Origin of the sequence: Enterobacter cloacae complex sp. ECL72 (genome assembly GCF_019056635.1) — a bacterium.
Classification (GTDB): Bacteria; Pseudomonadota; Gammaproteobacteria; order Enterobacterales; family Enterobacteriaceae; genus Enterobacter; species Enterobacter hormaechei_C.
Genome location: NZ_CP077659.1, coordinates 2450346 through 2476800, shown reverse-complemented (window position 1 = coordinate 2476800; position 26455 = coordinate 2450346). Strand labels below are relative to the sequence as shown.

25 protein-coding genes, 3 tRNA genes and 1 pseudogene are annotated in these 26455 nt (G+C 51.3%); 19 read left to right on the top strand and 10 right to left on the bottom strand.

All coding sequences use genetic code 11. The features are described from left to right. Positions 1 to 67: 67 nt before the first annotated feature. The 3 genes from sbmC to KTH07_RS12055 all read left to right on the top strand — a co-directional run bounded on the left by sbmC (position 68) and on the right by KTH07_RS12055 (position 2174). Positions 68 to 541: a DNA gyrase inhibitor SbmC gene (sbmC, locus tag KTH07_RS12065; RefSeq protein WP_017383302.1), complete on the top strand. Its 474-nt coding sequence runs from the start codon at positions 68 to 70 to the stop codon at positions 539 to 541. Positions 542 to 632: 91 nt separating this feature from the next. Further along, the gene (locus KTH07_RS12060) at positions 633 to 1691 is read left to right on the top strand and encodes an FUSC family protein (protein ID WP_017693112.1); all 1059 of its coding nucleotides are present in this window, start codon (positions 633 to 635) and stop codon (positions 1689 to 1691) included. A gap of 147 nt (positions 1692 to 1838) precedes the next feature. Next, positions 1839 to 2174, top strand: a complete 336-nt coding sequence (locus tag KTH07_RS12055) for a DUF496 family protein (protein WP_000450410.1) — start codon at positions 1839 to 1841, stop codon at positions 2172 to 2174. A 146-nt stretch (positions 2175 to 2320) separates the two neighbouring features. On the opposite strand, the gene KTH07_RS12050 is transcribed toward KTH07_RS12055, so the two are convergent. Continuing rightward, positions 2321 to 2396, bottom strand: a tRNA-Asn gene (locus KTH07_RS12050). 226 nt (positions 2397 to 2622) lie between these two features. Between KTH07_RS12050 and emmdR the strand changes: the two genes are divergently transcribed. Further along, on the top strand, positions 2623 to 4041 hold the full coding sequence (gene emmdR, locus KTH07_RS12045) for a multidrug efflux MATE transporter EmmdR (protein ID WP_023294986.1): 1419 nt from the start codon (positions 2623 to 2625) through the stop codon (positions 4039 to 4041). 103 nt (positions 4042 to 4144) lie between these two features. Then, positions 4145 to 4220 (top strand) — tRNA-Asn (locus KTH07_RS12040). A 120-nt stretch (positions 4221 to 4340) separates the two neighbouring features. On the opposite strand, the gene KTH07_RS12035 is transcribed toward KTH07_RS12040, so the two are convergent. Both KTH07_RS12035 and shiA read right to left on the bottom strand, forming a co-directional pair. Then, entirely contained in the window at positions 4341 to 5795 is a 1455-nt protein-coding gene (locus tag KTH07_RS12035) for an AMP nucleosidase (RefSeq protein WP_032619367.1), read from the bottom strand. A gap of 76 nt (positions 5796 to 5871) precedes the next feature. Continuing rightward, positions 5872 to 7188 carry a shikimate transporter gene (shiA, locus tag KTH07_RS12030; protein ID WP_017383305.1) on the bottom strand — a complete coding sequence of 439 codons (1317 nt, stop codon included), beginning with the start codon at positions 7186 to 7188 and terminating at the stop codon, positions 5872 to 5874. A gap of 256 nt (positions 7189 to 7444) precedes the next feature. Between shiA and pagP the strand changes: the two genes are divergently transcribed. Then, positions 7445 to 8020: a lipid IV(A) palmitoyltransferase PagP gene (pagP, locus tag KTH07_RS12025; RefSeq protein ID WP_003859516.1), complete on the top strand. Its 576-nt coding sequence runs from the start codon at positions 7445 to 7447 to the stop codon at positions 8018 to 8020. Here pagP and KTH07_RS12020 read toward each other — a convergent pair. The 3 genes from KTH07_RS12020 to KTH07_RS12010 are packed head-to-tail and all read right to left on the bottom strand — an operon-like array spanning position 8017 to position 13126. Continuing rightward, positions 8017 to 8982, bottom strand: a complete 966-nt coding sequence (locus KTH07_RS12020; RefSeq protein WP_023303955.1) for an acyltransferase — start codon at positions 8980 to 8982, stop codon at positions 8017 to 8019. The two genes, pagP and KTH07_RS12020, sit on opposite strands and share 4 nt — an antisense overlap. Next, entirely contained in the window at positions 8979 to 12041 is a 3063-nt protein-coding gene (locus tag KTH07_RS12015) for an efflux RND transporter permease subunit (RefSeq protein WP_032619369.1), read from the bottom strand. Before KTH07_RS12015 ends, KTH07_RS12020 begins: the two co-directional genes overlap by 4 nt. Continuing rightward, positions 12041 to 13126 carry an efflux RND transporter periplasmic adaptor subunit gene (locus KTH07_RS12010; RefSeq protein WP_023303953.1) on the bottom strand — a complete coding sequence of 362 codons (1086 nt, stop codon included), beginning with the start codon at positions 13124 to 13126 and terminating at the stop codon, positions 12041 to 12043. The genes KTH07_RS12015 and KTH07_RS12010 overlap by 1 nt, the downstream gene beginning before the upstream one ends. Positions 13127 to 13599: 473 nt before the next feature. Here KTH07_RS12010 and KTH07_RS12005 point away from each other — a divergent pair, with 473 nt between their 5' ends. The 3 genes and pseudogenes from KTH07_RS12005 (at position 13600) to ldtA (ending at position 17768) form a co-directional block, all read left to right on the top strand. Continuing rightward, on the top strand, positions 13600 to 14031 hold the full coding sequence (locus KTH07_RS12005) for a universal stress protein (protein WP_023303952.1): 432 nt from the start codon (positions 13600 to 13602) through the stop codon (positions 14029 to 14031). A gap of 47 nt (positions 14032 to 14078) precedes the next feature. Beyond that, the gene (locus KTH07_RS12000; protein WP_023303951.1) at positions 14079 to 16772 is read left to right on the top strand and encodes a cation-transporting P-type ATPase; all 2694 of its coding nucleotides are present in this window, start codon (positions 14079 to 14081) and stop codon (positions 16770 to 16772) included. A 62-nt stretch (positions 16773 to 16834) separates the two neighbouring features. Next, a pseudogene (gene ldtA / locus KTH07_RS11995) lies at positions 16835 to 17768 on the top strand (L,D-transpeptidase). Positions 17769 to 17904: 136 nt separating this feature from the next. Here ldtA and KTH07_RS11990 read toward each other — a convergent pair. Continuing rightward, positions 17905 to 17980, bottom strand: a tRNA-Asn gene (locus KTH07_RS11990). A 320-nt stretch (positions 17981 to 18300) separates the two neighbouring features. On the opposite strand from KTH07_RS11990, the gene nac reads away from it, so the two are divergent. The 10 genes from nac to KTH07_RS11940 all read left to right on the top strand — a co-directional run bounded on the left by nac (position 18301) and on the right by KTH07_RS11940 (position 24266). Next, complete coding sequence (nac, locus tag KTH07_RS11985; protein WP_003859531.1) at positions 18301 to 19218, top strand: nitrogen assimilation transcriptional regulator NAC; 918 nt, start codon at positions 18301 to 18303, stop codon at positions 19216 to 19218. A gap of 96 nt (positions 19219 to 19314) precedes the next feature. After that, the gene (gene cbl, locus KTH07_RS11980; RefSeq protein ID WP_032619370.1) at positions 19315 to 20265 is read left to right on the top strand and encodes an HTH-type transcriptional regulator Cbl; all 951 of its coding nucleotides are present in this window, start codon (positions 19315 to 19317) and stop codon (positions 20263 to 20265) included. Between the two features lie 190 nt (positions 20266 to 20455). Continuing rightward, a complete protein-coding gene (locus KTH07_RS11975) occupies positions 20456 to 20809 on the top strand; it encodes a type II toxin-antitoxin system RelE/ParE family toxin (protein WP_017383312.1) in 354 nt (117 codons plus the stop codon). Between the two features lie 4 nt (positions 20810 to 20813). Beyond that, positions 20814 to 21116 (top strand): helix-turn-helix domain-containing protein, encoded by a 303-nt coding sequence (locus tag KTH07_RS11970; RefSeq protein ID WP_017383313.1) that lies wholly within the window; start codon positions 20814 to 20816, stop codon positions 21114 to 21116. 448 nt (positions 21117 to 21564) lie between these two features. Beyond that, complete coding sequence (locus tag KTH07_RS11965; RefSeq protein WP_000211446.1) at positions 21565 to 22428, top strand: DUF6387 family protein; 864 nt, start codon at positions 21565 to 21567, stop codon at positions 22426 to 22428. Between the two features lie 147 nt (positions 22429 to 22575). Then, complete coding sequence (locus tag KTH07_RS11960; protein WP_002911792.1) at positions 22576 to 22794, top strand: AlpA family transcriptional regulator; 219 nt, start codon at positions 22576 to 22578, stop codon at positions 22792 to 22794. Between the two features lie 15 nt (positions 22795 to 22809). Next, positions 22810 to 23139 carry a hypothetical protein gene (locus KTH07_RS11955; protein WP_001588070.1) on the top strand — a complete coding sequence of 110 codons (330 nt, stop codon included), beginning with the start codon at positions 22810 to 22812 and terminating at the stop codon, positions 23137 to 23139. Positions 23140 to 23152: 13 nt separating this feature from the next. Then, positions 23153 to 23464 (top strand): hypothetical protein, encoded by a 312-nt coding sequence (locus tag KTH07_RS11950; RefSeq protein ID WP_001030749.1) that lies wholly within the window; start codon positions 23153 to 23155, stop codon positions 23462 to 23464. Between the two features lie 78 nt (positions 23465 to 23542). Then, the gene (locus tag KTH07_RS11945; protein WP_002911787.1) at positions 23543 to 23833 is read left to right on the top strand and encodes a hypothetical protein; all 291 of its coding nucleotides are present in this window, start codon (positions 23543 to 23545) and stop codon (positions 23831 to 23833) included. A gap of 52 nt (positions 23834 to 23885) precedes the next feature. Next, entirely contained in the window at positions 23886 to 24266 is a 381-nt protein-coding gene (locus KTH07_RS11940; RefSeq protein WP_004151487.1) for a hypothetical protein, read from the top strand. 125 nt (positions 24267 to 24391) lie between these two features. Here the strand turns inward: KTH07_RS11940 and KTH07_RS11935 are convergent, their stop codons facing one another. The 3 genes from KTH07_RS11935 to KTH07_RS11925 form a co-directional block, all read right to left on the bottom strand. Further along, positions 24392 to 24796, bottom strand: a complete 405-nt coding sequence (locus KTH07_RS11935; protein ID WP_001588074.1) for an H-NS family nucleoid-associated regulatory protein — start codon at positions 24794 to 24796, stop codon at positions 24392 to 24394. Positions 24797 to 24954: 158 nt separating this feature from the next. After that, complete coding sequence (locus KTH07_RS11930) at positions 24955 to 25434, bottom strand: DUF4756 family protein (protein WP_001588075.1); 480 nt, start codon at positions 25432 to 25434, stop codon at positions 24955 to 24957. An 87-nt stretch (positions 25435 to 25521) separates the two neighbouring features. Then, positions 25522 to 26229, bottom strand: coding sequence for a hypothetical protein (locus tag KTH07_RS11925; protein WP_004151486.1), 708 nt, complete (start codon positions 26227 to 26229; stop codon positions 25522 to 25524). Between the last annotated feature and the right edge of the window lie 226 nt (positions 26230 to 26455).

Here is a 26455-nt window from a genome sequence, read left to right as displayed (position 1 = left end):
ATTATCATGCCTTCAGCCACCACAACAAGGGAAGACCCATATATATACAGTAATAAACGGAGGCAGCATGGACTACAGCATCAGGCAGCAACAGAAACGTACGATCGCTGGCTTTCATCTCGTGGGGCCGTGGGAAAAGACGGTCAAGCAGGGATTTGAACAGCTGGTCATGTGGGTAGACGGGCGTCATATTCAGCCGCAGGAGTGGGTGGCCGTTTATTATGACAATCCGGATGACGTGCCGGCAGAAAAGCTCCGCTGCGTTACCGCCGTAACGGTAACGGACGATTTCACTATCCCTGAAAACAGCGAAGGGGTGATGATGACCGAAATTGCTGCCGGAGAGTATGCTATTGCCGCCGCGCGCGTCGAAAATCATGATTTCGCCACTCCGTGGTATCAGTTCTTCAACTCCCTGCTGGAAGACAACAAATTCCAGATCGCGGCAAAACCCTGCTTCGAACGCTATCTGAACGATGGCAATGCTGACGGCTACTGGGATATTGAGATGTTTGTACCGGTAGAGCACAAAGTGGGATAATCCTGCGGAATGCAGGGTTTTTCAGCCGGGCGCGATCCACCCGGCTGAAAACACAGTACAATTGTGGTTTGCCGTAGAGCTGGAGACGGGTGTGCGCCCCGACAAGTCATTAACCCCTTTTGAAATTCGGTTATACAAACATTATCGCGTGGTGCACGGTTGCCGCATTGCGCTGGCGTTTGTGTTGACCTTCGTACTGGTTCGTCTGCTGGATATCCCGGAAGGGACGTGGCCGCTGATCACGCTGGTGGTGGTGATGGGGCCGATCTCATTCTGGGGGAACGTGGTCCCGCGCGCTTTCGAACGCATAGGCGGCACCGTTTTAGGCTCAGCGCTTGGGCTTATCGCCCTGAAGCTGGAGCTGATCTCGTTTCCGGTCATGTTGCTGTGGTGCGCGGTGGCGATGTTTCTTTGTGGATGGCTTGCCCTTGGCAAGAAACCGTATCAGGCGCTGCTGATTGGCATTACGCTCGCGGTTGTGGTCGGCGCACCGGCGGGCGATATGACCACCGCATTGTGGCGAAGCGGGGACGTGATCCTTGGCTCGTTGCTCGCCATGCTGTTTACCGGCATCTGGCCGCAGCGCGCCTTCCTGCACTGGCGCATTCAGATGGCAAACTACGTCACGGCATTTAACCGGGTCTACCAGGCCGGGTTTTCGCCGAATCTGATTGAGCGCCCGCGTCTGGAAAAGCACCTGCAAAAAATCCTCAATGATGTGGTCAAAATGCGCGGGTTGATTACCCCGGCAAGCAAAGAAACCCATATCCAGAAAGCCATTTTTGAAGCTATTCAGACGGTCAGCCGTAATCTGGTCTGTATGCTTGAACTGCAAATCAATGCCCACTGGGCCTCACGCCCCAGCCATCTTCTGATGCTCAACGCGCATACGCTAAAAGAGACGCAGCAGATGACGCAACAAACCCTGCTGACCATCGCCCATGCGCTCTACGAAGGTAACCCACAGCCGATACGGGCGAACAGCGAGCGGCTGAACGAAATCGTCGCCGAGCTTAAACAGCTGATGAATGAGCGCCAGGGCGACAATGTGGCGGAAACGCCCATCCATGGTTATGTCTGGCTGAGTATGGAGCTGGCGCGACAGCTGGAGTTGTTATCGCAGCTGATTTGCCGGGCGCTGCGCAAATAAAAAGCGTATGTGATGCCTGCTGCTTCGATTCAGCAACAATTAGGGTTATGATGGTTTTAAACGATATACTCATTGTCATTCGCAGCCGCTGTCTGTTAAAACGGTTGCTTTAACGAATCCGAATCTCACATTATCAGGGGTATAAAAATGGAAACTACCAAGCCTTCGTTCCAGGATGTTCTGGAGTTCGTCCGCCTGTTCCGCCGCAAAAACAAGCTACAGCGCGAAATCCAGGACGTAGAGAAGAAGATCCGTGACAACCAGAAACGTGTCCTGCTGCTGGACAACCTGAGCGACTACATCAAGCCTGGCATGAGCGTTGAAGCTATTCAGGGCATCATCGCCAGCATGAAAAGCGATTATGAAGATCGCGTTGATGACTACATCATCAAAAACGCTGAGCTGTCCAAAGAGCGTCGCGACATCTCCAAGAAGCTGAAAGTGATGGGCGAAATCAAAAACGTCGACGCTAAAGGCGAGTAATCGCACACTCTGTTGCCCGGTGGCGCTGCGCTTACCGGGCCTACAGGACTGTTATCATGTAGGTCGGGTAAGGTGAAGCCGCCACCCGATAATTTCACGAACGCAAAAAAGCAAAAAGCCTGCTCTAAAAGCAGGCTTTTTAAATTTGGCTCCTCTGACTGGACTCGAACCAGTGACATACGGATTAACAGTCCGCCGTTCTACCGACTGAACTACAGAGGAATCGTTGTGGAGGCTTATCTTAGCGGCGAAAAAACTTTTGTCAAACCTGATCTCAGGCAAAAGCGTTTGTTTGATGATTCTGTCGTCATTTTGTTGTAAATCCAAACATAATTTTATGGACAATACTTTGCAGGATACGCATTTCTGCCCCATCATTTGAAATGGAGTTTCAACTTTCTCTCTAAGGTCCATTTTGAACGTCACCGCACCCCTACGCCAGGCGATTATGCGCACGCCCTGGTATGCAAAACGTAAGAGCTATCGAGTTCTGTTCTGGCGTGAAATCACCCCCCTTGCCGTGCCTATTTTCCTGGAGAATACCTGCGTCCTGCTAATGGGGGTGCTGAGCACCTTTCTGGTGAGCTGGCTCGGTAAAGAAGCCATGGCCGGGGTAGGGCTGGCGGACAGTTTCAACATGGTTGTGATGTCCTTCTTTGCCGCTATCGATCTCGGTACGACGGTGGTGGTGGCGTTTAGCCTGGGCAAGCTTGATCCGAAGCGTGCCCGCGAAGCGGCCAGACAGTCGCTAATGATCATGACCCTCTTTTCGATCATCCTTGCGGCGGTTATCCATTATTACGGCAAAGAAATTATCGACATTGTCGCGGGAGAAGCGACCAGCGAGGTGAAGGATCTGGCTCTCACCTACCTGGAAATGACGGTGCTGAGTTATCCGGCGGCTGCCATCGCGCTGATTGGTAGCGGTGCGCTTCGTGGAGCAGGAAATACCAAAATTCCGCTGCTGATCAACGGCGGCATGAACATCCTGAATATCATTATCAGCAGCGTTTTGATTTACGGCGTCTTTTCCTGGGAGGGGCTGGGCTTTGTCGGCGCGGGTTTAGGGCTGACCATTTCCCGCTATATTGGTGCGGCGGCGATAATTGGCGTACTGATGGCGGGAATTACGCCATCGCTGCGCCTGACGCTGAAAAGCTATTTCCGTCCGCTTAACTTCGCCATTATCTGGGAAGTGATGGGGATCGGGATTCCGGCCAGCATCGAATCCGTGTTGTTTAACGGTGGGAAACTGCTGACGCAGATGTTTGTTGCCGGGATGGGAACAGACGTCATCGCCGGCAACTTTATTGCCTTCTCCATCGCCTCGCTCATTAACCTGCCCGGAAACGCGCTGGGGTCGGCGTCGACGATCATCACCGGCAGACGTCTCGGAAAGGGGCAGATAGGGCAGGCGGAACGGCAACTTCGGCACGTCTTCTGGCTTTCAACTATTGGACTGACGGCGATTGCGTGGGGAACTGCGCCTTTTGCCGGGCTGATGGCCTCGTTCTATACGCATGAAAATGACGTGAAAGAGGTCGTGAAGGTGCTCATTTGGCTCAACGCGGCGTTTATGCCAATTTGGGCCGCGTCCTGGGTACTTCCTGCCGGGCTGAAAGGGGCGCGCGATGCCCGGTTTGCGATGTGGGTCTCCATGCTCGGCATGTGGGGCTGTCGCGTTGTGGCGGGCTACACGCTGGGGGTAATGTTGGGTATGGGCGTTGTCGGCGTCTGGCTGGGGATGTTCCTTGACTGGGCCGTGCGCGGGGCGCTGTTCTACTGGCGCATGGTGAGCGGGCGCTGGCTGTGGAAATATCCGCGAAAAAAACCGGAGCAGGAGGTTTCGGAAACGGCAAGTGCCTGACAAATGTGCGAAGTGGAGAATAAATCGGCAAACGATTGAAAATCTGCATTCACCCTTTGACATCCTCAGGGCGCATCGATAATATGCGCCCCGTTCACACGATTCCTCTGTAGTTCAGTCGGTAGAACGGCGGACTGTTAATCCGTATGTCACTGGTTCGAGTCCAGTCAGAGGAGCCAAATTTGAAAAGCCTGCTTTTAAAGCAGGCTTTTTGCTTTTCTGCGTTCGGTCAGTTTGTCGGGTGGCGCTCCGCTTACCCGACCTACGGAATCCCAGGCCGGGTGAGTGGGTCCTTGTTATCAGCGGAACGGTGGCTCATTGAAGGTGCGCAGCTTGCGGGAATGCAGTTTGTCGCCCTCTGCACGCAGTAAATCGATGGCGCGAATACCAATCTGAAGATGCTCTGAGATCGCCCCTTCGTAAAAACGGTTCGCCTGGCCCGGCAGTTTGATCTCGCCGTGCAGCGGTTTATCGGACACGCACAGCAGCGTGCCGTAAGGGACGCGGAAGCGATAGCCCTGCGCGGCAATGGTGGCGCTTTCCATATCGATTGCGACCGCACGGCTGAGATTGAAACGCAGGGCGGAGGCGGAATAGCGCAGCTCCCAGTTACGATCGTCGGTGGTGACGACCGTACCGGTACGCAGGCGCTGCTTTACCTCTTCACCCGGCATGCCGCTCACCTCTTTGGTGGCGTCGTACAGGGCGCGCTGCACTTCCGCGATACTCGGGATAGGAATATCCGGCGGCAGAACCGCGTCAAGGACATGGTCGTCACGCAAATAAGCGTGGGCGAGGACGTAATCGCCAATCAGCTGACTTTCACGCAGGCCGCCGCAGTGGCCGATCATCAGCCAGACGTCCGGGCGCAGTACCGCCAGATGGTCGCAGATGGTTTTCGCATTCGACGGGCCAACGCCGATGTTAATCAGCGTAATGCCCTGACCGTCGGCGGTGATCAGGTGCCAGGCTGGCATCTGGTGCTTTTTCCACGCCAGGTCGGAGATGGCCTCTTCCGGTGCTTCGGTTTCGGCGGTGATCCATATCCCGCCCGCGCAGGATAGGGCGATGTAAGGGCTGTCCGGATCGAGGATCTGGCTACAGCCCCAGCGGACAAATTCGTCCACATAGCGGGTGTAATTGGTAAACAACACGAACGGCTGGAAATGTTCGGCTGGGGTGCCGGTGTAGTGGCGCAGGCGTGCCAGCGAGAAATCGACACGGCGGGCATCAAAGTGCGACAGCGGTGAAAACTCTGCCGGGTGATAGATCCCGTCCGCCGTCTCATCGCCAATCTGCGACAGCTCAGTGGTCGGGAAGTGGCGGGTCAGCCCCGCGCTCATGGAGCGATCCAGCGTCAGCGCTGAACCGTCTATCACGTACGGGTAAGGGATCTCGTGCAGGGACGGTTCAACGCTGATATGCGCGCCGTAATCCTGATACAGCAGGGTAAGCTGCTCTTCCAGGTAGGGGCGGAACAGCGCAGGTCGCGTGATGGTCGTGCTGTAACAGCCGGAGTGGGTGAAACGCGCATAGGCGCGGGTTTTCGGATTGCTGCTGGCGCTGCCGTCCCAGGTGACAGAGAGCGATGGATAAACAAAAAGGCCTTGGGTTCTGGCCTTTTCATCGGGAAGTTTCCCTGTTTCGATATAGTCACTGATGGCGCTGCGCAGTGCATTGACGGACTGTTCATACAGCGCGTCGAGTTTTTCCAGCGCCTGAGCCGGGTTCAGGCTGGAGCCCTTATTATTCATGTCTGTCTCCTTGTTCCACAGGTGTGCGGCTATACCCGATAGTATGTCACACGCCTGTGAAACAAAAGTGAGGAGATCAGCTGTGCGCGGTTTCCTTCATCAACAGAGCGGTGGCGGCAGAAAGCAGGCAACCCGCCAGCAGATAAATCGCCACGCTGTGCCAGTTACCGCCGGAAAACGTCACCAGCGCGGCGGCGATAAACGGTGTAAACCCGCCGCCGACCACGCTCGCCACCTGATATCCCACGCCCGCGCCGCTGTAGCGGTAGCTTGCGCCAAACAGCTCGGTGAACATTGGCTGCTGCACGCAGACCACCATATCGTGAGCGATGTTCGCAAGCATGATCGCGAAGAAGACAATCCAGAAGACCGACTGTGCCTCCAGCGCCATAAAGAACGGCCAGGCGCTGAGTGTGCCGATCAGCGCCCCGGTGATATACACCCGTCGACGGCCAAAGCGATCCGCCAGCCAGGCGAAGCAGGGGATGGTCAGGCAGCTGATCCCGCCCACCACCAGGCCAATATTCAGGAACAATTCCCGCGGCAGGCCGAGGTTTTGCGTGGAGTAGTTCAGGGCAAAGGCGGTGACGATATACATCGTCAGCAGTTCGCACAGGCGCAGGGCGATAATTTTCAGAAAAGCGCCAGGGTGCTGCACCAGCGCTTCCATCACCGGCAGCCGTTTCTTCGCGACCGGTTTTTCGCGCTGCTGCCGTTCAAACTCAGCCGACTCTTCCATGCCGTTACGGATCCACAGGGCCACCACGACCAGCACAATGCTGAAGATAAACGGAATACGCCAGCCCCAGCTCAGGAACTGCTCGTCTGTCGTGAGCTGACTTATTAGCGACACCAGGCCCGTGGAGAGCAGCAGACCCACGCCATAACCCACCTGCACGCCGCTGCTGTAAAACGCTTTCTTATTCTTCGGAGCGCTTTCCACGGACAGCAATGCCGCGCCGCCCCATTCGCCGCCGACGGCAAAGCCCTGAATGGCGCGCAGCGTCACCAGCAACACCGGAGCCCACCAGCCAATCGAGGCAAAGGAGGGCAAAATACCGATCAGCGCGGTGGCAATGCCCATCATCCAGACGGTGAGCATCAGCATACGTTTCCGGCCAAGGCGGTCACCGAAGTGGCCGAAAATTATCCCGCCCAGAGGACGAAACAGAAAACCGACGCCGAAGGTGGCAAACGCAGCAAGCGTGCCCATGGCGGGGCTGATCTGGGGAAAGAATTCACGGTTAAAGACCAGCGCAGCGGTAATACCGTAGAGCAGAAAGTCATACCAGTCGACGACGGCACCTGCGAAGCTACCTAAAGCGGCGCGGCGGGCGCGGTTAAGCGAAGGTGTCTCCTCGTTGCGGCGAGCGGAGATAAGGGTGGAGTCCATAGTTGTCCTGTCTGTACTGATTTTTAATTATTGGTATAAGAAAAGGTCACTCACATCACGGCCATCATATTGACGGAATGTATGAGACTACCGCGACAGGCGGCCTGAGAAAACGTTTTTATCTTTCCTGAAAGCGCAGAATAAATAAATTTCATCTTATCGGGCGACAACATAAATCAGCCTGTTTGGCTCCGGTTAGGGCTGAATGGTTTACAGTAATAACGATCGCTGCGTGACGTAAGCTGAGGGTATAACGATGCAACGCCTCTTTCCTGCACTGTGGGTAGTCCTGTTTTTAGTCGTATCTCCGCTGCATGCGGAGCCGAAAGTCTATGGCGAACAGCGTATTCACCGCTGGTGGGATGCAGTAACGGACGATATTGCGCAAACCTGGGAACAGCCGGATCGTTACGATCTCTACCTTCCGTTTCTGAGCTGGCATGCTCGATTCATGTATGACAAAGAGAAAACCGACAACTACAACGAAATGCCGTGGGGCGGGGGGCTGGGCGTGTCCCGCTACAACGACGAGGGCAACTGGAGCGCCCTCTTTGCCATGATGTTCAAAGATTCACATAACGAATGGCAGCCTGCTATGGGCTACGGCTGGGAGAAGGGCTGGTATCTGGATAACGCAAAAGATTTCCGTCTGGGGCTGGGGGCCGCTGCGGGGATCACGGCACGCGACGACTTTGCCAACTATGTCCCGCTGCCGTTTATCTTCCCGCTTTTCTCTGCCGGATATAAGCGCGTCACCGTCCAGTTCACCTATATTCCCGGGACCTACAACAACGGCAACGTGCTGTTTGCCTGGCTGCGCCTGGGCTTTTAGAGGGTGATCACTTTTTTGGCCACTGCGTTGGACAGGATCAGCAGCGAAAACAGGACCGACGTAACAAACGTAATCACAATCAGAGCAAGTTTGGTGCTCAGGGACGTCACCGGAATGAGCGCGGTCAGCAGGTGAAACACCGAGTAGTGCATAATATAGACCCCGGTCATGGTTTTGCTAATGGCGGCCAGCACGGACTCTTTAAACTCCGCATTGCGGCGAAACCGCACGCCGTTGGCCGCAATCACCAGGGCAATAATCAGAATGTAGATTTGCGATCCGGTGAGGATAAAGGCGTTTCTGTCTGCTTTAAATAGCGCAAAAAAGAAGTGCCGCTCGTAAAACCACGTGAAGAGATAAATAAACGGTATGGCAATCACCGCTGCCCTGACCACATTTTTGCGGCCGATCCACGCCGCGATCTGCGGATCGCAAAAGAGCTGCCCCGTCAGATAAAACAGCAGCCACGTCCACAGGCGATACTGCGGCGACAATGAAAGGACATGGGCATCAGGATAGAGGGCTGACAGTAAATCGTACCCGTATGAGAAAAGCAGCAGGGCGGCAATTACCCCGCAAAAGAGCGTTCGTCGCTGGCTGAGCCACTCCACCACCGGGTGAAACGTGTAAATCACGATAAACGCGAACACGAACCAGGGCTGGATCAGATATCCGCGCTGATAGGGCTCCCACAGGTAGTAAATCGTTACCCAGAACAGAAAGACGATCACCAGGCTTTTGATCTTATCCAGCTGCCAGCGCGTGCCGTGTCGGGATTGCCCGTCCAGATACCCTGCAACCACAAAAAATAACGGCGTGGCGATGGTCGAAATGAAGGTTAAAAAACCGAGGATCCAGTGATAGTCATAATCGTAATGATCCCAGGTGTTGTAGATGGTGAAAAAGGTAACCGCCGTCATACACCCCAGCGTCTTGATGATATTCAGCCCTGTCGCATTCATTGTTGTTCAGCTTTGTCCTTACGATGGAAACACGCGTAAATTACGGGGAGTACCAGCAGCGTCAGGATTGTAGCAAACCCAAGCCCAAACATAATCACAACGGCCATGCTCTGGAAGAACACATCCAGCAGCAGAGGGGCGAGGCCGAGTACGGTCGTAAAGGCGGTGAGCAGGATGGGACGCAGGCGCGACGTGGCGGCGTACACGATCGCACTGTGCTGATCCTGCTGCGCTTTCTGCTGTTCTATCTCTTCCACCAGCACAATGCCGTTGCGGATCAGCATCCCGCTCAGGCTCAACAGGCCAATCAACGCCATAAAGCCAAAAGGGATGCCGGTAATTAAAAACCCCGGCGTCACGCCGATCAGCGCCAGCGGCACGGTCAGCCAGATGGCGACGGCGTTTTTCACCGAACTGAACATCAGCACCGTGATCACAAACATCACCAGATAGCCGAGCGGCAGCGTGGTAAATAGCCCCTGCTGCGCTTCGCTGGAGTTCTCCGCGTCACCGCCCCACTCAATGCTGTAGCCGTGGGGCAGGGGCAGGGCATCAATTTGCGGCTTCACGCGGGCGAGAATATCGCCGGAGGTTTGCTGGCTTAGCGGGTCAGGGTCGGTCTGCACGGTCAGCACGCGGGAGCGGTCACGGCGAAGGATCAGCGGATCTTCCCACTCCAGCGCGAAGCCGCTGATGACGTTGCTCAGCGGAATATACTGCTGCCGGGTCTGGCTCCAGACCAGAACGTTATTCAGGTGATTGGCGTCCAGCCGCTCGCTTTCCGGCGGGCGCACCACCACGGGCAACAGGTCGCTGCCTTCTCTGTACAGTCCTGCCCGACTGCCGGAGAAATTCATCTCCAGTGCGTTATCGACGTCCTGCTTATCCACGCCAAGCTCACGTCCCAGCGCGGTGACGTACTGCGGGCGGATCACTTTGCTACGATTTTGCCAGTCGTTCCTGACGCTGTCCGTCGCCGGATCGCGCGTAAGGATGTTGTCTACCTGGCTGGCGATCAGACGCAGCCTGTCCGGATCGGGGCCTTTAATACGTATTTCAATGGCGCTGTCGCCGGAGGGGCCAAACATCACCCGCTTCGTGCTGGCGTTAACCTGCGGATAGTTCCGTGCGATGTACTCATCCACGTGGCGGGTCAGGGCGGGGATGTTACGCTGGTCGTCCATTCTCACCATAATTTGCGCATAGTTGCTGTACTGCCGCTGTCCGCTGTAGGTCAAAATAAATCGCATACTTCCCTGACCAATCGTCGAGACCGTAGTTTCCACGCCTGGCTGGCCGTTAATGGTTTTCTCGATATCACCGGTCATCTTCTCGGTCCAGTTAATGTCGGTACCGTAAGGGAGCCAGAGGTCGACAAAGAAAATTGGCGTACTGGAGGAGGGGAAGAAGTTCTGCCGCACCGAGCCAAAGCCCCAGATGGCGGCGGCCAGCAGTGCGGCCATCACTACCAGCGTTGGCGCTTTACGCCGTAACAGCGCGTTGAGCACACCCTGATAGATCCCATAGATGCGTTTGTCATAGGGATCCGTTTTGTCGGCCTTTGGCGGTGCAGCATCTCGTTTAAACAGCCACCACTTAATCAGCACTGGCGTAATGGTGAGGGCTGAGAACCAGCTCAGCATGAGCGAAATCAGCAGAACCTGAAACAGCGACTTACAGTATTCGCCGGTGGAATCCTGCGACAGCCCGACGGGCGCAAAGGCCAGGATGGCAATGACCGTCGCTCCCAGCAGCGGCAGCGCAGAACGGCGAATAATGTCGCTAATGGCGTTCATCAGGGACGAGCCCTGCTGCCGGGCTACCAGTACCCCTTCGACAATAACAATGGCATTGTCGACCAGCATGCTGAGGGCGATGATCAGCGCACCCAGTGAAATGCGCTGTAGTTCAATACCCCAGAGATACATGATCAGCAGCGTGCCCAGCACGTTGAGGGCGAGGGAAAAGGCGATAATGATCCCGCTGCGTAAGCCCATAAAGATCAACAACACACCGATGACAATCGCCAGCGCCATCAGGAAGTTAATGATAAATCCGTTAACGGAATGCCCGACCTCCGCCGCCTGATCGTAAAACAGGTCGATATGGATACCTGCCGGTTTCTCGGCTGACATCTGCTCTAGCTTCGCCTCCAGGGCATGTCCCACGTCGATCACGTTAACGCCGGGGATAAAGGAGACGCCCATGGTGACGGCTTTTCTGCCGTTGGCATGGTAGATGCTGGCAGGGGACGCATCCAGCCCGCGTGACAGGGTGGCAATATCCCGTAAACGGGTAGCCGCCCCAACGCCCGGCGGGGTCACGATGAGATCGGCCAGCTCGTCAATACTTTCGAATTCACCGGTAGGATGCAGGCGAATTGACTCAGTACCGGAGGGGATCTCTCCCGCGCTGGAGACCACGTTCAGCCTGCTGAGCTGGGCAGAAAGCTGGTTCAGCGTTATCCCGCGTGCGGCCATTTTGCTCAGAGAAATGTCCACGTTAATCTGTTGGGTGAGGGCTCCGCCGATGGCCACTTTGCCCACGCCTGGTACGAGGACCAACTCCCGGCGCAGCTGCTCGGCATAGCGAACCAGTTCCGGATTGCTGAATTCATCTCCGGAAATGGCAAAGAAAAAGCCGAACACATCGCCAAAATCGTCATTCACAAACGGATTCACTACGCCGGGTGGAAACTGTCGGGCGGCATCTCCCACCCGGCGACGCAGTTCATCCCAGATTTGCGGCAGTGCATTTGAGTGGTAGCGCGAGGCTATGTTGACGGTGATCTGCGACAGGCCGTTGGAGGAGATGGAGCTGACGTTATCCAGGTAAGGTAACTGCTGAAGCGCGTTTTCCAGCGGCAGGGTGACCTCTTCCTCAACCTGCTGCGCCGACGCGCCCGGATAATGGGTGATCACCACCGCCGTTTTGATGGTAAACGCCGGATCTTCCAGTCTGCCGATGTTCAACAGGGCAATAATGCCGCCTACGCCCAGCAGCAAAATCGTCAGCCAGACGCGAACCGGGTTGCTGATAAACTGACGAGAGATATCCATTACAGTCCCCGTTCACGCGTCCAGATACGTACCGGCTGGTTGGGATGTAGCTCCCCAACGCCTGCGGCCACCACGCGTTCACCGGCCTTAAGCCCACCGACGATGACGACCCCCTCAGCGCTGACTTGCCCCACGCTGACCTTACGATCTTCAAGGTGCAACGTATCGCCTTCGCCCGTCACCACCCAGACATGTGGCTCATTGCGCGGGCGGTTATCCGGGTTAAAGACCGCTTCAACCGGCACTACCAGCGCCTCACTGCCCACACCAGCCGGAAGGTTGGTTAAATTGATGGTGACCGTTCCGCTGACGCCGCCCACGACGGGAAAATCATCCGGGCGGGGCATGGTTAAAATCACCTGCCAGGTCAATGTGTTGCTGTCGCTACTGCCTGAGTGCTCTTTGTACACAGCGGTAAACTCGCGACCGGGCAGGGCATTGATCCTCACTACCGGTTTGTACTGCGCATTGCGAATATCGAAGGTATTAAACAGGTTCTCTGGAAGGCTGAACACCACGTCAAGCAGATCGGTACGGGTCAAAGTGACGACGGGCTGGCCGGCGGAGACGACCTGATGATTTCGCACATGGACGCTGGCCGCTGTCCCGCTAAAGGGGGCGATGAGCGTCATCTGGCTTAATTCTTCGCGCGCAATCTGTAGCGCGGCGTTTGCTGAATCGCGGTTGGCGCGCTGGACATCCATCTCGGCTTTCGACACGGCCTGGCGTCCCGCCAGGGTCTGGAAGCGGTCGAATTGCCGCTGAGCCAGGGTCGTCGCCGTTTGCCTGTCGTTCAGGCGCTGCCGGGCTTCACGGGCGTTGAGGCTGGCGAGTCGTTGCCCCTGTTTGACAACGGCACCCTGGCGAATGTCCAGGGTCTCAATCTGCCCGGCTCGTTTGAACGCGAGATCCGTGGCGTCGCCGGATTCAATACGGGCGGGAAACACGCGCTGCTGCGCGTTGCCGGCCTTGACCACCTCTGCGACTTTTACCATTTTCGGCAGGGGCGCGGCGCGGTCGGGTTTCGGATCGCACGCCGTCAGCAGCAATAAAACAGCAGGCAGAAGAGAGAGGTAGCGCTTCACAGTATTCCCCTGATAATAATTGTTTTATTTATTTCGTCATCAATGCTGGGGTGGCGCTATTCTGCCAGGGCCGAGACGACCACATAGGTAAATAAACCGATTGCTGTGCTGGCGATAATGGCGAGCGCAATAAACAAACCAAGGCGAATCAGGCTTAAACCGTACATGCATTCCTCCATGAGGTTGAAGGTGGCGCGGGATAAAGAGAATAAACGTGTTGCATGCCTGACTATGAGCATAGTCGGTGAATAAATAAATGTTAAATAACCATTATTAGTGGCGTGACATACTCAGGCGAAACAAGCGTTACGATGGTGTATCCCCTTTGAATAACATCCTGATATTCCTGTGCTACGTTTAATAGCATCCATTCCTTTTTTCCGTAAAAGGCATTCACGCCTGTACCCATGGGTTTGATGCGATCTCTCCTGATTCACTCACTGTTGTGTTGGTTATAAAAAAGGATGCTTGATATGTATAAAACGATACTGGTGCCGGTGGACGTATACGAAACAGCGTTGTCTGACAAAGCGCTACAGCATGCCCAATTCCTGGCGCAAAGCGCATCGGGTGATGTCCATCTGCTGTACGTTATGCCAAAGTTCTCGGCAGAACTGACCCGCGGTTTTATTGCAGACGCGAGAAAGATGGATGAATATATGATTAATAATGCTAAAGAAAAACTGGCTGCGCTGGTAAAAAAAATCAACCTGCCGGAAGCGAATGTCCATCTTCATGTTCGCAGCGGGAATATACGTGATGAGGTAATCAAACTGGCGGATGAACTTAACGTCGGTGCGATTATTGTGGGATCGCGTAATCCCAATATTCAAACCCATTTATTAGGGTCAGAGGCGGCGAGTATCGTTCGTTATGCGCATGTTCCTGTTTTCGTTATTCGTTAATGACATGAAAGCAAGGTGATTTCTGAAAAGAACCTGAGGAAGGAACGATGATAACAGAAAAGCCTCACCGCCCGTATTATCAACAGACCGTTGATGAAACCCTGACAAATATCCAATCCAGCCTCGACGGACTCAGCAGTACAGAAGCGACCGCCAGGCTGGAAAAATACGGCGAAAATGCCTTACCGCAAAAACCGGGTAAACCTGGCTGGCTGCGCTTTCTGGCCCATTTCAACGATGTCCTTATTTACGTCCTTCTGGCGGCGGCGCTGCTGAAGCTGATAATGGGACACTGGGTGGATATGTTTGTCATTCTTGGGGTAGCCATCATTAACGCCCTGATTGGCCATATTCAGGAGAGCAATGCGGAGAAATCGCTGCAAAGCATTCGCAATATGCTCTCCAGCGAGGCTGTGGTCATCCGGCAGGGCAACCATGAAACTATCCCGACGACAGCGCTGGTGCCCGGAGATATCGTCGTGATACGCGCCGGGGATCGCATTCCTGCCGATCTTCGCGTGACAGAGGCGCACAACCTGCGGGTGGAAGAAGCTATTCTCACCGGCGAATCCACTGTAGTGGAGAAAAGCAGCGATGCGCTCCACGGGGAGTTGCCGTTAGGCGACCGTTACAACCTGCTTTATTCTGGCACCACCGTCAGCTCCGGCGGGGGAAAAGGGCTGGTGGTGGCGACCGGTGGGGAGACTGAACTCGGCCATATCAACCAGATGATGTCAGACATTGAAAAACACCGTACCCCGTTGATGGTGCAAATGGACAAGCTCGGCAAGACCATTTTTATCACCATTCTGGTGATGATGCTGGCGCTGTTCGTTTTCAGTCTTATCTTCCGTGATATGCCCGTATCAGAGCTGGTGCTGTCGCTGATTAGCCTTGCGGTGGCGGCGGTGCCGGAAGGATTACCGGCCATTATCTCGATCATCCTCTCCCTGGGCGTGCAGGCGATGGCGCGTCGCAAGGCGATTATTCGCAAGCTGCCTACCGTAGAAACGCTGGGTGCGATGACGGTTATCTGCTCGGATAAAACCGGCACCCTGACCATGAATGAGATGACGGTAAAAGCGGTGATTACCGCGGACACCACCTACCGCGTGGAGGGAGACAGCTATGAGCCGGTGGGCGCGATTCACCCTGTTGACGATCCGACACCGGTCACCGTGACCCAGGGATCTGTGCTGGAGCGCTATCTGCGCACCGTCGATCTCTGTAATGACAGCCAGCTGATCAAAGATGAGCAGGGGCTGTGGAAAATCACCGGTGGGCCAACTGAAGGCGCGCTGAAGGTGCTGGCCGCCAAAATCCCGCTTCCGGCAATTGACGCCGAACTGCACAGTAAAATCCCATTCGATTCGCAATATAAATACATGTCCACCCTCTATCGCCTGGGTGACGAAGAGGTGATGTTAATCACCGGTGCGCCGGACGTCCTTTTCCGTCTTTGCCAGCACCAGCAGACCCAAAACGGGCTGGAGCCGTTCAACCTGCACTACTGGGAAGAGAAGATTGAAGAGTATGCGCGCGAGGGATTGCGCATGGTGGCTGCGGCCTGGAAACCGGCCGCCAGCGGGCAGCGCGAGCTGACGCATGCGGATCTGCAAGAGGGGGTCATACTGCTCGGCATTGCGGGCATGATGGATCCCCCGCGCCCGGAAGCCATTTCGGCCATTGCCGACTGCTTGCAGGCGGGTATTCGCGTGAAAATGATTACCGGGGATCATCCACAAACGGCGATGAGCATTGGACAGATGCTGGGTATTGGCAACGCGGCGAGCGCCATTACCGGGCGCGAGCTGGAGGCGATGGACGACCACCAGCTGAGCGAGGCGGCGCAAAAATACGATATCTTTGCCCGCACCAGCCCGGAAGATAAATTCCGCCTGGTGCAGGCGCTGCAAAGTAAGCAGGAAGTGGTCGGTATGACCGGGGACGGGGTGAACGATGCGCCTGCGCTGAAGCGGGCGGATGTCGGCATCGCGATGGGGATCAAAGGTACTGAAGTCACCAAAGAAGCCGCCGATATGGTGTTAACGGATGATAACTTTGCCACCATTGCCCGGGCGGTCCATGAAGGGCGTCGGGTCTACGACAACCTGAAAAAGACCATTTTGTTCGTTATCCCGAGCAACATCGCCCAGGCCTTGCTGATCATAATTGCCCTGCTGGCGGGAAACCTGATCCCATTAACGCCGGTACTGATCCTGTGGATGAACATGGCAACCTCGGCAACGCTGTCGTTTGGCCTGGCGTTTGAAGCGGGTGAGAAGGACATCATGAACCGGCCGCCGCGTAAGTCTAACCTGCATGTGATGGACGGTTATGCCATCTGGCGAGTGGTGTTTGTCGGCCTGATGATTGCCATCAGCGCCTTTGTGCTGGAGGCCTGGCTGCAACCACGCGGCTACTCACCGGAGTTCATTCGCACCGTGTTGCTGCAAACGCTGGTCACCGCCCAGTGGTTTTACATGCTCAACTGCCGCGTCACCGACGGCTTCTCCCTGAGTAAAGGTCTGCTGGCTAACAAGGGGATATGGATCGTGAGCGGCGTACTTCTGGCCCTTCAGCTTCTGATCATCTATGCGCCGTTCATGCAAATGCTGTTCGGTACCGAAGCGCTACCGTTCCGCTACTGGATCATTACCTTCCTGATTGGGTTTGCGATGTTCATGATTGTTGAAGCAGAAAAAGTCCTTACCCGGAGATGGCGCACGACGAAAAGATGACTGAATGAGCAGGCTAAGCCTGCCCACTGGCAGGCTTTCTCTTTGACTGAGTACAGAACACTATGATTCGATTTGCCTCGTTCGTTTTTACGCTTGGTATTCTGGTTCCCGCTGCATCTGCTGTAACCTACCCCCTCCCTCCCGAGGGCAGCCGCCTGGTGGGGGCACCGATCACCATCACCGTGCCTGAGGGCAATACTCTGCCGCTCGAAGCGTTTGCAGCGCAGCACGGACAGGGGTTGAGCAATATGCTGGAAGCCAACCCGGGGGGGGATCCGTTTTTACCGCGAGCCGGAACACAGCTGGTGGTACCCCAGCAGCTTATTCTGCCGCCAACGGTGCGCGAGGGGATTGTGGTGAACGTCGCGGAAATGCGACTTTACTATTATCCACCCGGCAGCAACACGGTTGAGGTGCTGCCTATTGGCATCGGTCAGGCCGGGCGCGAAACGCCGCGTAACTGGGTAACCGCCGTTGAGCGCAAACAGGAAGGCCCAACCTGGTCACCCACGCCAAATACGCGACGCGCTTACGCGAAAGAGGGGAAAACGTTGCCCGCGTTCGTTCCCGCCGGGCCGGATAACCCGATGGGGCTGTATGCCCTCTATATCGGCAGGCTGTACGCGATCCACGGTACCAACTCAAATTTCGGCATTGGTCTGCGCGTCAGCCAGGGGCTGCATTCGCCTGCGTAATAACGATATCAAATACCTGTTCGATAACGTTTCGGTGGGGACGCGGGTACAGCTTATCGATCAGCCCGTAAAAGTGACCACCGAGCCGGACGGTAGCCGTTGGGTAGAGGTTCACGAGCCGCTGTCGCGCAATCGCGCGGAATTTGAATCGACAAATAAGGTGCCGCTGCCCATTTCGGCCACGCAAAGGACGCAGCTGATAAGTGAAGGGGCGGGCGCTGAACTGGAACGGCGGTCGGGGATGCCGGTGAAGCTTGCTATGCCCGGTGGCGCTGCGCTTACCGGGCCTACAGGACCGTAGGTCGGGTAAGGCGAAGCCGCCACCCGACAATTTTACCGAACGCAGAATGTAGGTCGGGTAAGCGCAGCGCCACCCGACAAACTGACCGAACGCAGAAAAGCAAAAAAGCCTGCTTTAAAAGCAGGCTTTTCAAATTTGGCTCCTCTGACTGGACTCGAACCAGTGACATACGGATTAACAGTCCGCCGTTCTACCGACTGAACTACAGAGGAATCGTGTGAACGGGGCGCATATTATCGACCTGCGTACGCCTTGTCAAAGGATGGATCGCCGACTTTGAACTGTTTGCTGACAAAACCAGCAAAGTGACGTTTTTGCCAACGGAATGCACCATTATTGTGCAGATATACCCCGAATGGGGCAGATCGGAAACCGTTGTCCCCATCTCAAAACAGGCACCAGTGATTGGCTTTCCTTATTTTCAGCCGCTTAGCAGCGACATACACCCGCTGCAAAAAACTGGCATCCATATTGCAAAACCTGTTTAACAACACAGCCGTTACCGGCACGCTATTTTCGAACAGGGGGCAACATGAACTTAAGACGACTGAAATACTTCGTAAAAATCGTCGATATCGGCAGCCTGACCCAGGCGGCTGAAGTGCTGCATATCGCGCAGCCTGCGCTGAGCCAGCAGGTCGCGACTCTGGAAGGCGAAATGGACCAGCAACTGTTGATCCGCACCAAGCGCGGCGTAACGCCTACCGAAGCGGGAAAAATTTTATATACCCATGCCCGCACGATCCTGCGTCAGTGTGAACAGGCGCAGCTGGCCGTGCACAATGTGGGTCAGACCCTGAGCGGCCATGTCTCCATCGGGCTGGCGCCGGGAACGGCCGCATCGTCTGTCACCATGCCGCTGCTTCAGGCGGTGCGCGCGGAGCTACCGGAAGTGCTGGTTTATCTGCATGAGAACAGTGGTTCCGTGCTCAATGACAAACTGCTCAACGGTCAGCTGGATATGGCGGTGCTGTACGATCGCTCCCCGGTTGCCGGGATCACCAGCCAGCCGCTGCTGAAGGAAGATCTTTACCTGGTCGGTACCCGTGATTGTCCCGGTCAGAGCATTGATTTAACCGCTGTGGCAGAGATGAACCTGTTCCTGCCGCGCGACTACAGTGCCGTGCGCGTGCGCGTTGACGAAGCGTTCTCGCTGCGCCGTCTGACGGCGAAGATCATCGGCGAGATTGATTCCATCTCCACGCTGACTGCCGCCATTGCCAGCGGCATGGGTGTAACGGTTCTGCCCGAGTCTGCCGCACGTTCACTGTGCAGCGCGGCGAACGGCTGGATGGCCCGCATCACCACGCCATCCATGAGCTTACCGCTGTCGTTGAATATGTCCGCGCGCGGCTCCCTGTCACCGCAGGCGCAGGCGGTGAAAGAGATCCTGATGTCTCTGGTCAGTAAGCCGTCGCTGGAAAATCGCGAGCTGCAACTCGTCAGCTGATATTCCAAATAAGCATAAGATGCTGGTTTTTATTATTTGTTCTCCAGCCCGCCTGACTCTAACAATAGCCTTATGTCAGATGCGCCGGAGTGAATTGTGAATTTCCAGCAACTTAAAATTATTCGTGAGGCGGCCAGGCGGGATTACAACCTGACCGAAGTCGCCAATATGCTTTACACCTCTCAGTCGGGCGTCAGCCGACATATCCGCGAGCTGGAGGAGGAGTTAGGCATTGAGATTTTTATCCGTCGCGGCAAGCGCCTGCTGGGTATGACCGAGCCAGGCAAGGCATTGCTGACCATCGCTGAGCGCATTCTCAACGAGGCCAGCAACGTTCGTCGGCTGGCGGATCTCTTTACCAACGACGCTTCCGGTGTGCTGACTATCGCCACCACCCATACACAGGCGCGTTACAGCCTTCCGACGGTTATCAAAGCATTTCGTGAGATCTTCCCGGACGTACGTCTCGAACTGATCCAGGGCACGCCGCAGGAAATTGAAGTGCTGCTGCATAACGGTGGGGCCGATATCGGTATCGCCAGTGAACGGCTGAGCAATGACCCGCTGCTGGTGGCGTTCCCGTGGTTCCGCTGGCACCACAGCCTGCTATTACCCGCCGAACACCCGCTGAACCAGGTTTCACCGTTGACGCTGGAAGAGATCGTCAAATGGCCGCTTATCACCTACCGGCAGGGCATTACCGGGCGTTCGCGCATAGATGAAGCGTTCAAGCGTAAAGGGCTCACGCCGGACGTGGTGCTGAGCGCGCAGGATTCCGACGTGATCAAAACCTACGTCGAGTTAGGGCTGGGGATTGGCCTGGTGGCCGAGCAGTCTGGCGGAGAATATGAGGCTGGTAATCTGGTGCGTCTGGATACACGTCATCTGTTCGATGCGAACACCGTCTGGCTCGGGCTAAAGCGCGGACAGCTTCAGCGTAACTATGTGTGGCGTTTTATCGAGCTGTGCAATGCGGGGCTCTCCGTAGATGAGATCAAACGCAAGGTGATGGAGCCGGAAGAGGTGGCGATTGATTATCAGATTTAACTACGCGTTTGCCCGGGTGCGCTGCGCTTTCCGGGCTTGTATTCCCCCTTCACCCTGTTTCTCCTTTATTTCTGAAGACGGCTTCCATATTTTGCATCCTTAACCTGCATACCAGCCAATCTGTCTGCATAATCGGCACTATAGTTTTGCATCTATATAGTTTTTGATCTATGTTGTACAAGGAGGTCCCGTGTGGGCGATTAAAACTACGGACAGGTTTGACGACTGGTTCACCTCATTAAACGATAGCGAGAGAGCCAGCGTACTGGCCGCGCTACTTGTTTTGCGGGAGAGGGGACCGGGTCTGTCCAGACCGTATGCCGATACGCTGAAAGGCTCCCGCCACAGCAACATGAAAGAGTTGCGTATCCAGAGTAAGGGTGATCCGCTGAGGGCATTTTTCGCTTTCGATCCGAACCGTACGGGTATTGTACTGTGTGCGGGCAATAAGGTCGGTAATGAAAGGCGATTTTACGATGAGATGCTCCTCGTTGCGGATCGGGAATACACTCGCTGGCTGAACACATTAAAAGAAAGGAATTAACGCGATGGGCAGAACCCTGGAGCAGCTTATTGCAGATGAAAAACCTGAGGTTGTTGCCAGCGCACAGGCAATGGCAACGGATATTTTGCTCAATATCCATCTGGCCGAGTTACGTGAAAAAGTGCAAAAAACGCAGGTAGATATGGCCAGGGCGTTGGGTATTAAACAACCTACTGTCGCCGTCATGGAAAAGGCAGGACGCGATATTAAGCTTTCTTCTTTGAAACGCTACGTTGAGGCCGCCGGAGGGAAGCTACGGCTGGATGTAGAACTACCCGATGGTTCTCATTACGAGTTTGTGTTGTAACCCACAAAAGCAAAAAGCCTGCTCTAAAAGCAGGCTTTTCAAATTTGGCTCCTCTGACTGGACTCGAACTTCATCTGTATCTCCTGTTGTTACTGATTTTGTTAAGTTTAACTATATTTTTACCAACATATTTACCATCATTATTGTTTTCTTATCAATAAAATGTCAATTAAAAACAATTGGTTGTTGTCATAACCATCTAACTATACGAATCTTATTTAACTTTATCTATCAACATGATGTTGTCGTTATTTTTGTTAAAGTAATTGATATAAAACAATTAGTTAATTTTTAGTAAAGAAACGATGTTTAGTCAAGATTAAAGCACTTACATCCAAGATCACTTATCTGCTCTCACACCATTTTGAAAACCCGCCCCTCTTTTCCACTTTCTCTATGATGTTGAATGGGTTAACTTTTATGAAACTTAAAAGCAATCGGTAGAATAATGACTACACAAAAGGAAATGGAAGAAATCAGGACTGCATTATCTTGGTTTGATGTACGCCGATACGATGGCCTGAAAGACCTGACCCTAGAACAAATCTATGCAGAGCTTGAAAGACGGATGTTGGCTTACAAAACAAGGCAACAATGGGAAACAGCAGGCAAAGATAATCAAATGCAAGCTATATACCATGATGCCAAAATCCGATGTGGTGATGTGATACTTCAATCGGACTGGATTTCAGGCAATCACAGACTGTCACATAGCTATGCTGTAAGACCAATGAGCAGAGTTCAATTGTTCAACTATGGGCGGGCTATGTATCGGCTGGAGAATTCTGAGCAAACAGACCCTGTTGCTGTGAGTTCTGACTACATCTCTGAGTATCTGAAACAAGGTGGCATGAATCCTGCCAACAAAATACTGGTTGAAATTGACTTGGAAGAAGCCAGCAGCGACGATCTCGCAGAACACCTGAAGGTGCTGATTGCTCTATGGCAAAAGCAGCTTAAAACGGCAAAACCACCAAAACGAACTTTTCGGTTTGGTCATAAGACTTTTCAAAGAATACTTGATTACAAAGTCATCCCTTTGATGGATTTGATCTCATGGGAACAGCTCTACAACGAAGGTAAGAACATACCTTTCAACATCTTAGCTGACATTCTACATGGTACTGGTGGGATTCGGAGCCGTGATAACATCAAAGATACTGATTATGATTACGCGAAAAGTTATCTTGATAACGATGAGTACTTCAAGGTTTTAAATGATTTTTATATTAAAAACAATATGTTAAAGGACTGGAAGATCACTGACGTGATAACATTTAACGATAAAGCCACGGATAAAAACAAAAAGTAAACACAAGGGATGTTCACAAGCTGCGAATGTCCCTATAAAGAGTATCCCTCCAAAAATTTCCGCGAAACTCACGGTTGGTGAACATCCCTAGTTTAGAACCCGCTAAAATCCTAGAATTATCTCCATCGAACAACACAGGAGATAAACATGGTTCAAAACAAAACAGATAAAACTTTAAAACTTATTCGCTTATCAGAAGTAATAAGGAAAACCGGGTTCGGCAAGACGTGGATTTATAAACTTATCAGCGCGGGGAAATTCCCCAAACAAATAAAAATCGGTGAAAGAGCTGTTGCTTTCATTGAAAGCGAAGTTGATGAGTGGATTTATAAAGCTATAACTGCTTCTCGTAATACATCTAACTAATAAAAGGAAAATAACATGAAAAATATAAATGTGCCTGAAATATCATTTATCTTTGATAATGATAAAACTGAAGTTTTCTCAAGAATGGCAATGGATAACTTAGCTCTTTATGTGGAAAATATGTTTAAGATAATGGGTGATCAATTTGAACGTCATCTTTATGATGAAAAATATATGAATATGGTTATGGATCATATTATTTATATCACAAAACCAGACTTCCTCAAGTGGGTGAGAGACAATAATGTTGGGGAATGTATTTTTTTGATTGATGAAGTTATGGAAGATTTAAAATACTCTTATAGAGAGTTCAAAAAAATCTATCCTAAACTTGGCATTAAATAAAGAGGAAGAAATCATGAATAAAGATCTGAAAAAAGAAGCAAACAAGATATTACTGCATTTATCTAAACAATGCTTTGAATTGCGTGTGAGTTCTATTATTCAGAACCATCCTGAACAAGTAGAACAACTCAAGCATGAAGAAGCTTTTATGATGAATACTTATAAGGACAGTATTAAAGTAGCAAAACAGATGTTCCCTAAAGTCGTAAGGAATACATTCTTTGATGTAAAGTTATCACCAAGACTCATTGATAACGATTTTATATTGAAAGCATTAAAGGCATTTCATAAACAAATGGATTTTATGAAAGATTTTCAAAAGTAGTTTTTTGTTTTAGCCCCGTATTCAGGGGCTGAAAATAAGAGTAAGTTAAAATATATCATGTAAAAATGAGGAGTAATCATGACTAAAAATATTGAAATTAAAAATACATCTACTGAGCTGTTCTATGATCTGGCAAAGCGTTCTTTCGAAGCAAGCTGGAAAACAATGCAAGATATGTGTAGTGACAGCATTTCGCATCTTGTCGATGATGCTGATTTTATGAGCGCATTTATACGGCTCACTATTAATCATATTTGTCATAACTTTGAGAAGTTTACTACACAAGAAGGAAATCAAGGACACCTTACAGAGGTCAACTTTGAAGAGGTTGCAGAACGGCTTGTGCGTAATGCTTGGGTGTTTTGTTAATACCTGCGACTACTTTTTATTAAATACTAAATATCAATAAGAGAGGATATAAATGAAAAAAAACAAAATGAATAAAAAAGATGAAACGATGATCTTTGCAATATCAGTGACATTAATGTTATACGTAAACAGGATTTACGGGATGGCAAGTGTAAATGATGAAGATGTTATGACTTTTGTAAAAGAAGAGGATGCTGTTGATTCACTGTTACGTGCTCAAATGTTAGAAATCATTAATGGTTTCGATTATTACAAAGGTCTTTATGGTTCGGGTAAAGAAAAAAAGGAGCATATAGATATGGCAGAGCTATTGGAGAGAGTAACATTTTATTATGACCTTTATATCAGGGATATGTTGATAAGAAATCTGGAAAAAGGACAATCCTTAGTTGATAATGGAGTGCTGGACTGGGATCTGGACATAAATAGATAACATCAGGAAAATGTTATTTAGAGGAATGTATGAGTATATCAATAGTGTAATGACGGAATGGATTCCAGTATTACATATAGCCTGATTTTTAAAACCGTCAAAATATATTGACGGCCTTAGAATGATCAGATTGCGAAGTCTTCCAGTGTTTTACCTGCTTCAATAGCAGTAGCAATTGCTTTAGGAGTACGGCCCTGACCAGTCCAAGTCTGCTCATTGCCATTATCATCTGTATATTTGTATTTGGCAGGGCGTGGAGTTCGTGTCGATTTGGTTTTAGGCTTAGTTGAACCAACCGCTAAAAGTAGTTCAGCAGGATCGATACCATCTTCTAACAGTTTCTGGCGGAAGGCTTCAAGCTTAGCCTGACGTTGTTCTTGTTCCTTGAGTATTGCCTGTTCTTCCTCACGGCGCTCATCAACGATAACAGAGAGTTTTTCCAGCATCTCTTCCAGAGTTGCCAGATCTGTTTCACGAGCCTGTGCGCGGAGTGTACGGATATTATTCAGTGCCTTGAGAGTTTCACTCATACGATGCCTTCCTGTGTTTAAAATGGGGATTTATACAGTTAATGTATAGGATGCGATTGAACAGCCAAAAATATACTAACCGATAAATAATATAGTAAATACTATCGGTTAATCAATCTAATAAATTCCATTTTACACTGAATAGCACAGGATAAGTTTTACAGAGGCATTTTCCTGCGTATCTGACTTGATGGTTTGAACTCTGACGAAATGCGGGAGAGTTGCTCAAGGCTCTGTTCAATAGAACGCTGAAACTCCAGAGCGGCTTCTGTACGCTGTTTTACGACCAAGGCAACAATTTCTTCATCACTTTTTTCTGAAAGTGTTTTGGAATAAAGCATTCTCTCATGCAGTACATCAAAATTACCTGATGATTTTGCTGCTGTTCGTGCTGTTGAACTGCTTATCGGGTTAAGTTCATCAATAAACAATTCAATAAGAGATTCTCTCTTTTTATCCAGTCTGCGAAGTTCGGTATGGGCAGACTTAAATTTTTGAATCTTAATCCACGGAATATTATCAGAGCATAGTTTACGATATTCATTTCGGTATTCCTCTATCGGAATATGATTTTTTAGTTCTTTTACTGTATCTAAATATTGGATTAAATCACTGTTGTCTGTTTTTACTTTTCTCATATAAAACCTCGTTAATAAAATAATGTATATATTTATATTACGAGATATGGTGTAAGTGTCAAATGACCTAATATATAGGCAAAAGTTTTATATGTTTTCTTCTTCATCAAACTCATCTTCTTGAGAATAATCATCAAATATGCTGTCTTCTGAAACAGAGTCCCAGTCAATATCTTCGTCGGGAGTAGAAAGTAAAGGTTTATCATCTTCTTTATCGATTGTTTTCTCTACGTTATTTGTAAGTACCGTATCTTTATAAACGGTGACGAATACGTCTTCTATGCCTTCACTGGTCGTTCTCAGCGACTTCTTAACATATTCTTTCCTTGTGGCATTTAATGTTCTGTACTGGCCTTTCAGAAAGAGATTTGCGTTTATCATGGTATGCTTCCCTTCTTTGACCAGAATTCCTTTATTTATTAGCTTATTCCAGCATTTACATACGTTAGATTTGCTCATATTAAGCTCTTCTGCGAGTGCCGACTGAGATATACTGGCAATGAGGTTTCCATGCTGCATGAGTTTACATAAGCGGATCATTATTGTGTATTCTGCACCAGACATATTTTTTCCGAGTTTTTCCAGATTATCAAGAAAAGCATGAACATAGGATATTCCCGGTTGAATATCAGAACTTCTCTCTTTTTTTACATTTACGGTTATTTTATCTTTTCTGTTTCTGTTATAAAAACTGTAAATTTCCAGTTTCTGTTTGTCAGTAAAATGATTTCTGTTGATATATTCTTCGACTTCTTCACTGCTGGAGGTCATTATTGTATTGTAATCAATGCTCATTGGTTATCCTTTTATTGTTATTATGTTTATTCTATATAATGCAGGATATACTTTTGTCAAAAATAAATGTGAAAAAAGGAAAAATAATACACTTCTGCGAAATAGTGTTCACTTCTTTCTGGGCGTTTTAACTATAAAAAAGTTTCCACAGAAGAAATTTTGGTTTCCGTACAGGAAACTTCGGTTTCCACAGAAGAAACTTAAATTTCCGTACAGGAAACTTTTT

What these genes read in the sequence shown, in the direction of transcription:
- shiA (WP_017383305.1), bottom strand. Translation starts at nt 7,188, where the DNA reads ATGGACTCCACCCTTATCTCCGCTCGCCGCAACGAGGAGACACCTTCG.
- KTH07_RS11970 (WP_017383313.1), top strand. Translation starts at nt 20,814, where the DNA reads ATGGGCAGAACCCTGGAGCAGCTTATTGCAGATGAAAAACCTGAGGTT.
- KTH07_RS12005 (WP_023303952.1), top strand. Translation starts at nt 13,600, where the DNA reads ATGTATAAAACGATACTGGTGCCGGTGGACGTATACGAAACAGCGTTG.
- KTH07_RS11925 (WP_004151486.1), bottom strand. Translation starts at nt 26,229, where the DNA reads ATGAGCATTGATTACAATACAATAATGACCTCCAGCAGTGAAGAAGTC.
- KTH07_RS12000 (WP_023303951.1), top strand. Translation starts at nt 14,079, where the DNA reads ATGATAACAGAAAAGCCTCACCGCCCGTATTATCAACAGACCGTTGAT.
- KTH07_RS11930 (WP_001588075.1), bottom strand. Translation starts at nt 25,434, where the DNA reads ATGAGAAAAGTAAAAACAGACAACAGTGATTTAATCCAATATTTAGAT.
- KTH07_RS12055 (WP_000450410.1), top strand. Translation starts at nt 1,839, where the DNA reads ATGGAAACTACCAAGCCTTCGTTCCAGGATGTTCTGGAGTTCGTCCGC.
- KTH07_RS11960 (WP_002911792.1), top strand. Translation starts at nt 22,576, where the DNA reads ATGGTTCAAAACAAAACAGATAAAACTTTAAAACTTATTCGCTTATCA.
- KTH07_RS11940 (WP_004151487.1), top strand. Translation starts at nt 23,886, where the DNA reads ATGAAAAAAAACAAAATGAATAAAAAAGATGAAACGATGATCTTTGCA.
- KTH07_RS12015 (WP_032619369.1), bottom strand. Translation starts at nt 12,041, where the DNA reads ATGGATATCTCTCGTCAGTTTATCAGCAACCCGGTTCGCGTCTGGCTG.
- emmdR (WP_023294986.1), top strand. Translation starts at nt 2,623, where the DNA reads ATGCGCACGCCCTGGTATGCAAAACGTAAGAGCTATCGAGTTCTGTTC.
- KTH07_RS11935 (WP_001588074.1), bottom strand. Translation starts at nt 24,796, where the DNA reads ATGAGTGAAACTCTCAAGGCACTGAATAATATCCGTACACTCCGCGCA.
- KTH07_RS11950 (WP_001030749.1), top strand. Translation starts at nt 23,153, where the DNA reads ATGAATAAAGATCTGAAAAAAGAAGCAAACAAGATATTACTGCATTTA.
- KTH07_RS11965 (WP_000211446.1), top strand. Translation starts at nt 21,565, where the DNA reads ATGACTACACAAAAGGAAATGGAAGAAATCAGGACTGCATTATCTTGG.
- pagP (WP_003859516.1), top strand. Translation starts at nt 7,445, where the DNA reads ATGCAACGCCTCTTTCCTGCACTGTGGGTAGTCCTGTTTTTAGTCGTA.
- KTH07_RS11955 (WP_001588070.1), top strand. Translation starts at nt 22,810, where the DNA reads ATGAAAAATATAAATGTGCCTGAAATATCATTTATCTTTGATAATGAT.
- sbmC (WP_017383302.1), top strand. Translation starts at nt 68, where the DNA reads ATGGACTACAGCATCAGGCAGCAACAGAAACGTACGATCGCTGGCTTT.
- KTH07_RS11945 (WP_002911787.1), top strand. Translation starts at nt 23,543, where the DNA reads ATGACTAAAAATATTGAAATTAAAAATACATCTACTGAGCTGTTCTAT.
- KTH07_RS12035 (WP_032619367.1), bottom strand. Translation starts at nt 5,795, where the DNA reads ATGAATAATAAGGGCTCCAGCCTGAACCCGGCTCAGGCGCTGGAAAAA.
- KTH07_RS12020 (WP_023303955.1), bottom strand. Translation starts at nt 8,982, where the DNA reads ATGAATGCGACAGGGCTGAATATCATCAAGACGCTGGGGTGTATGACG.
- nac (WP_003859531.1), top strand. Translation starts at nt 18,301, where the DNA reads ATGAACTTAAGACGACTGAAATACTTCGTAAAAATCGTCGATATCGGC.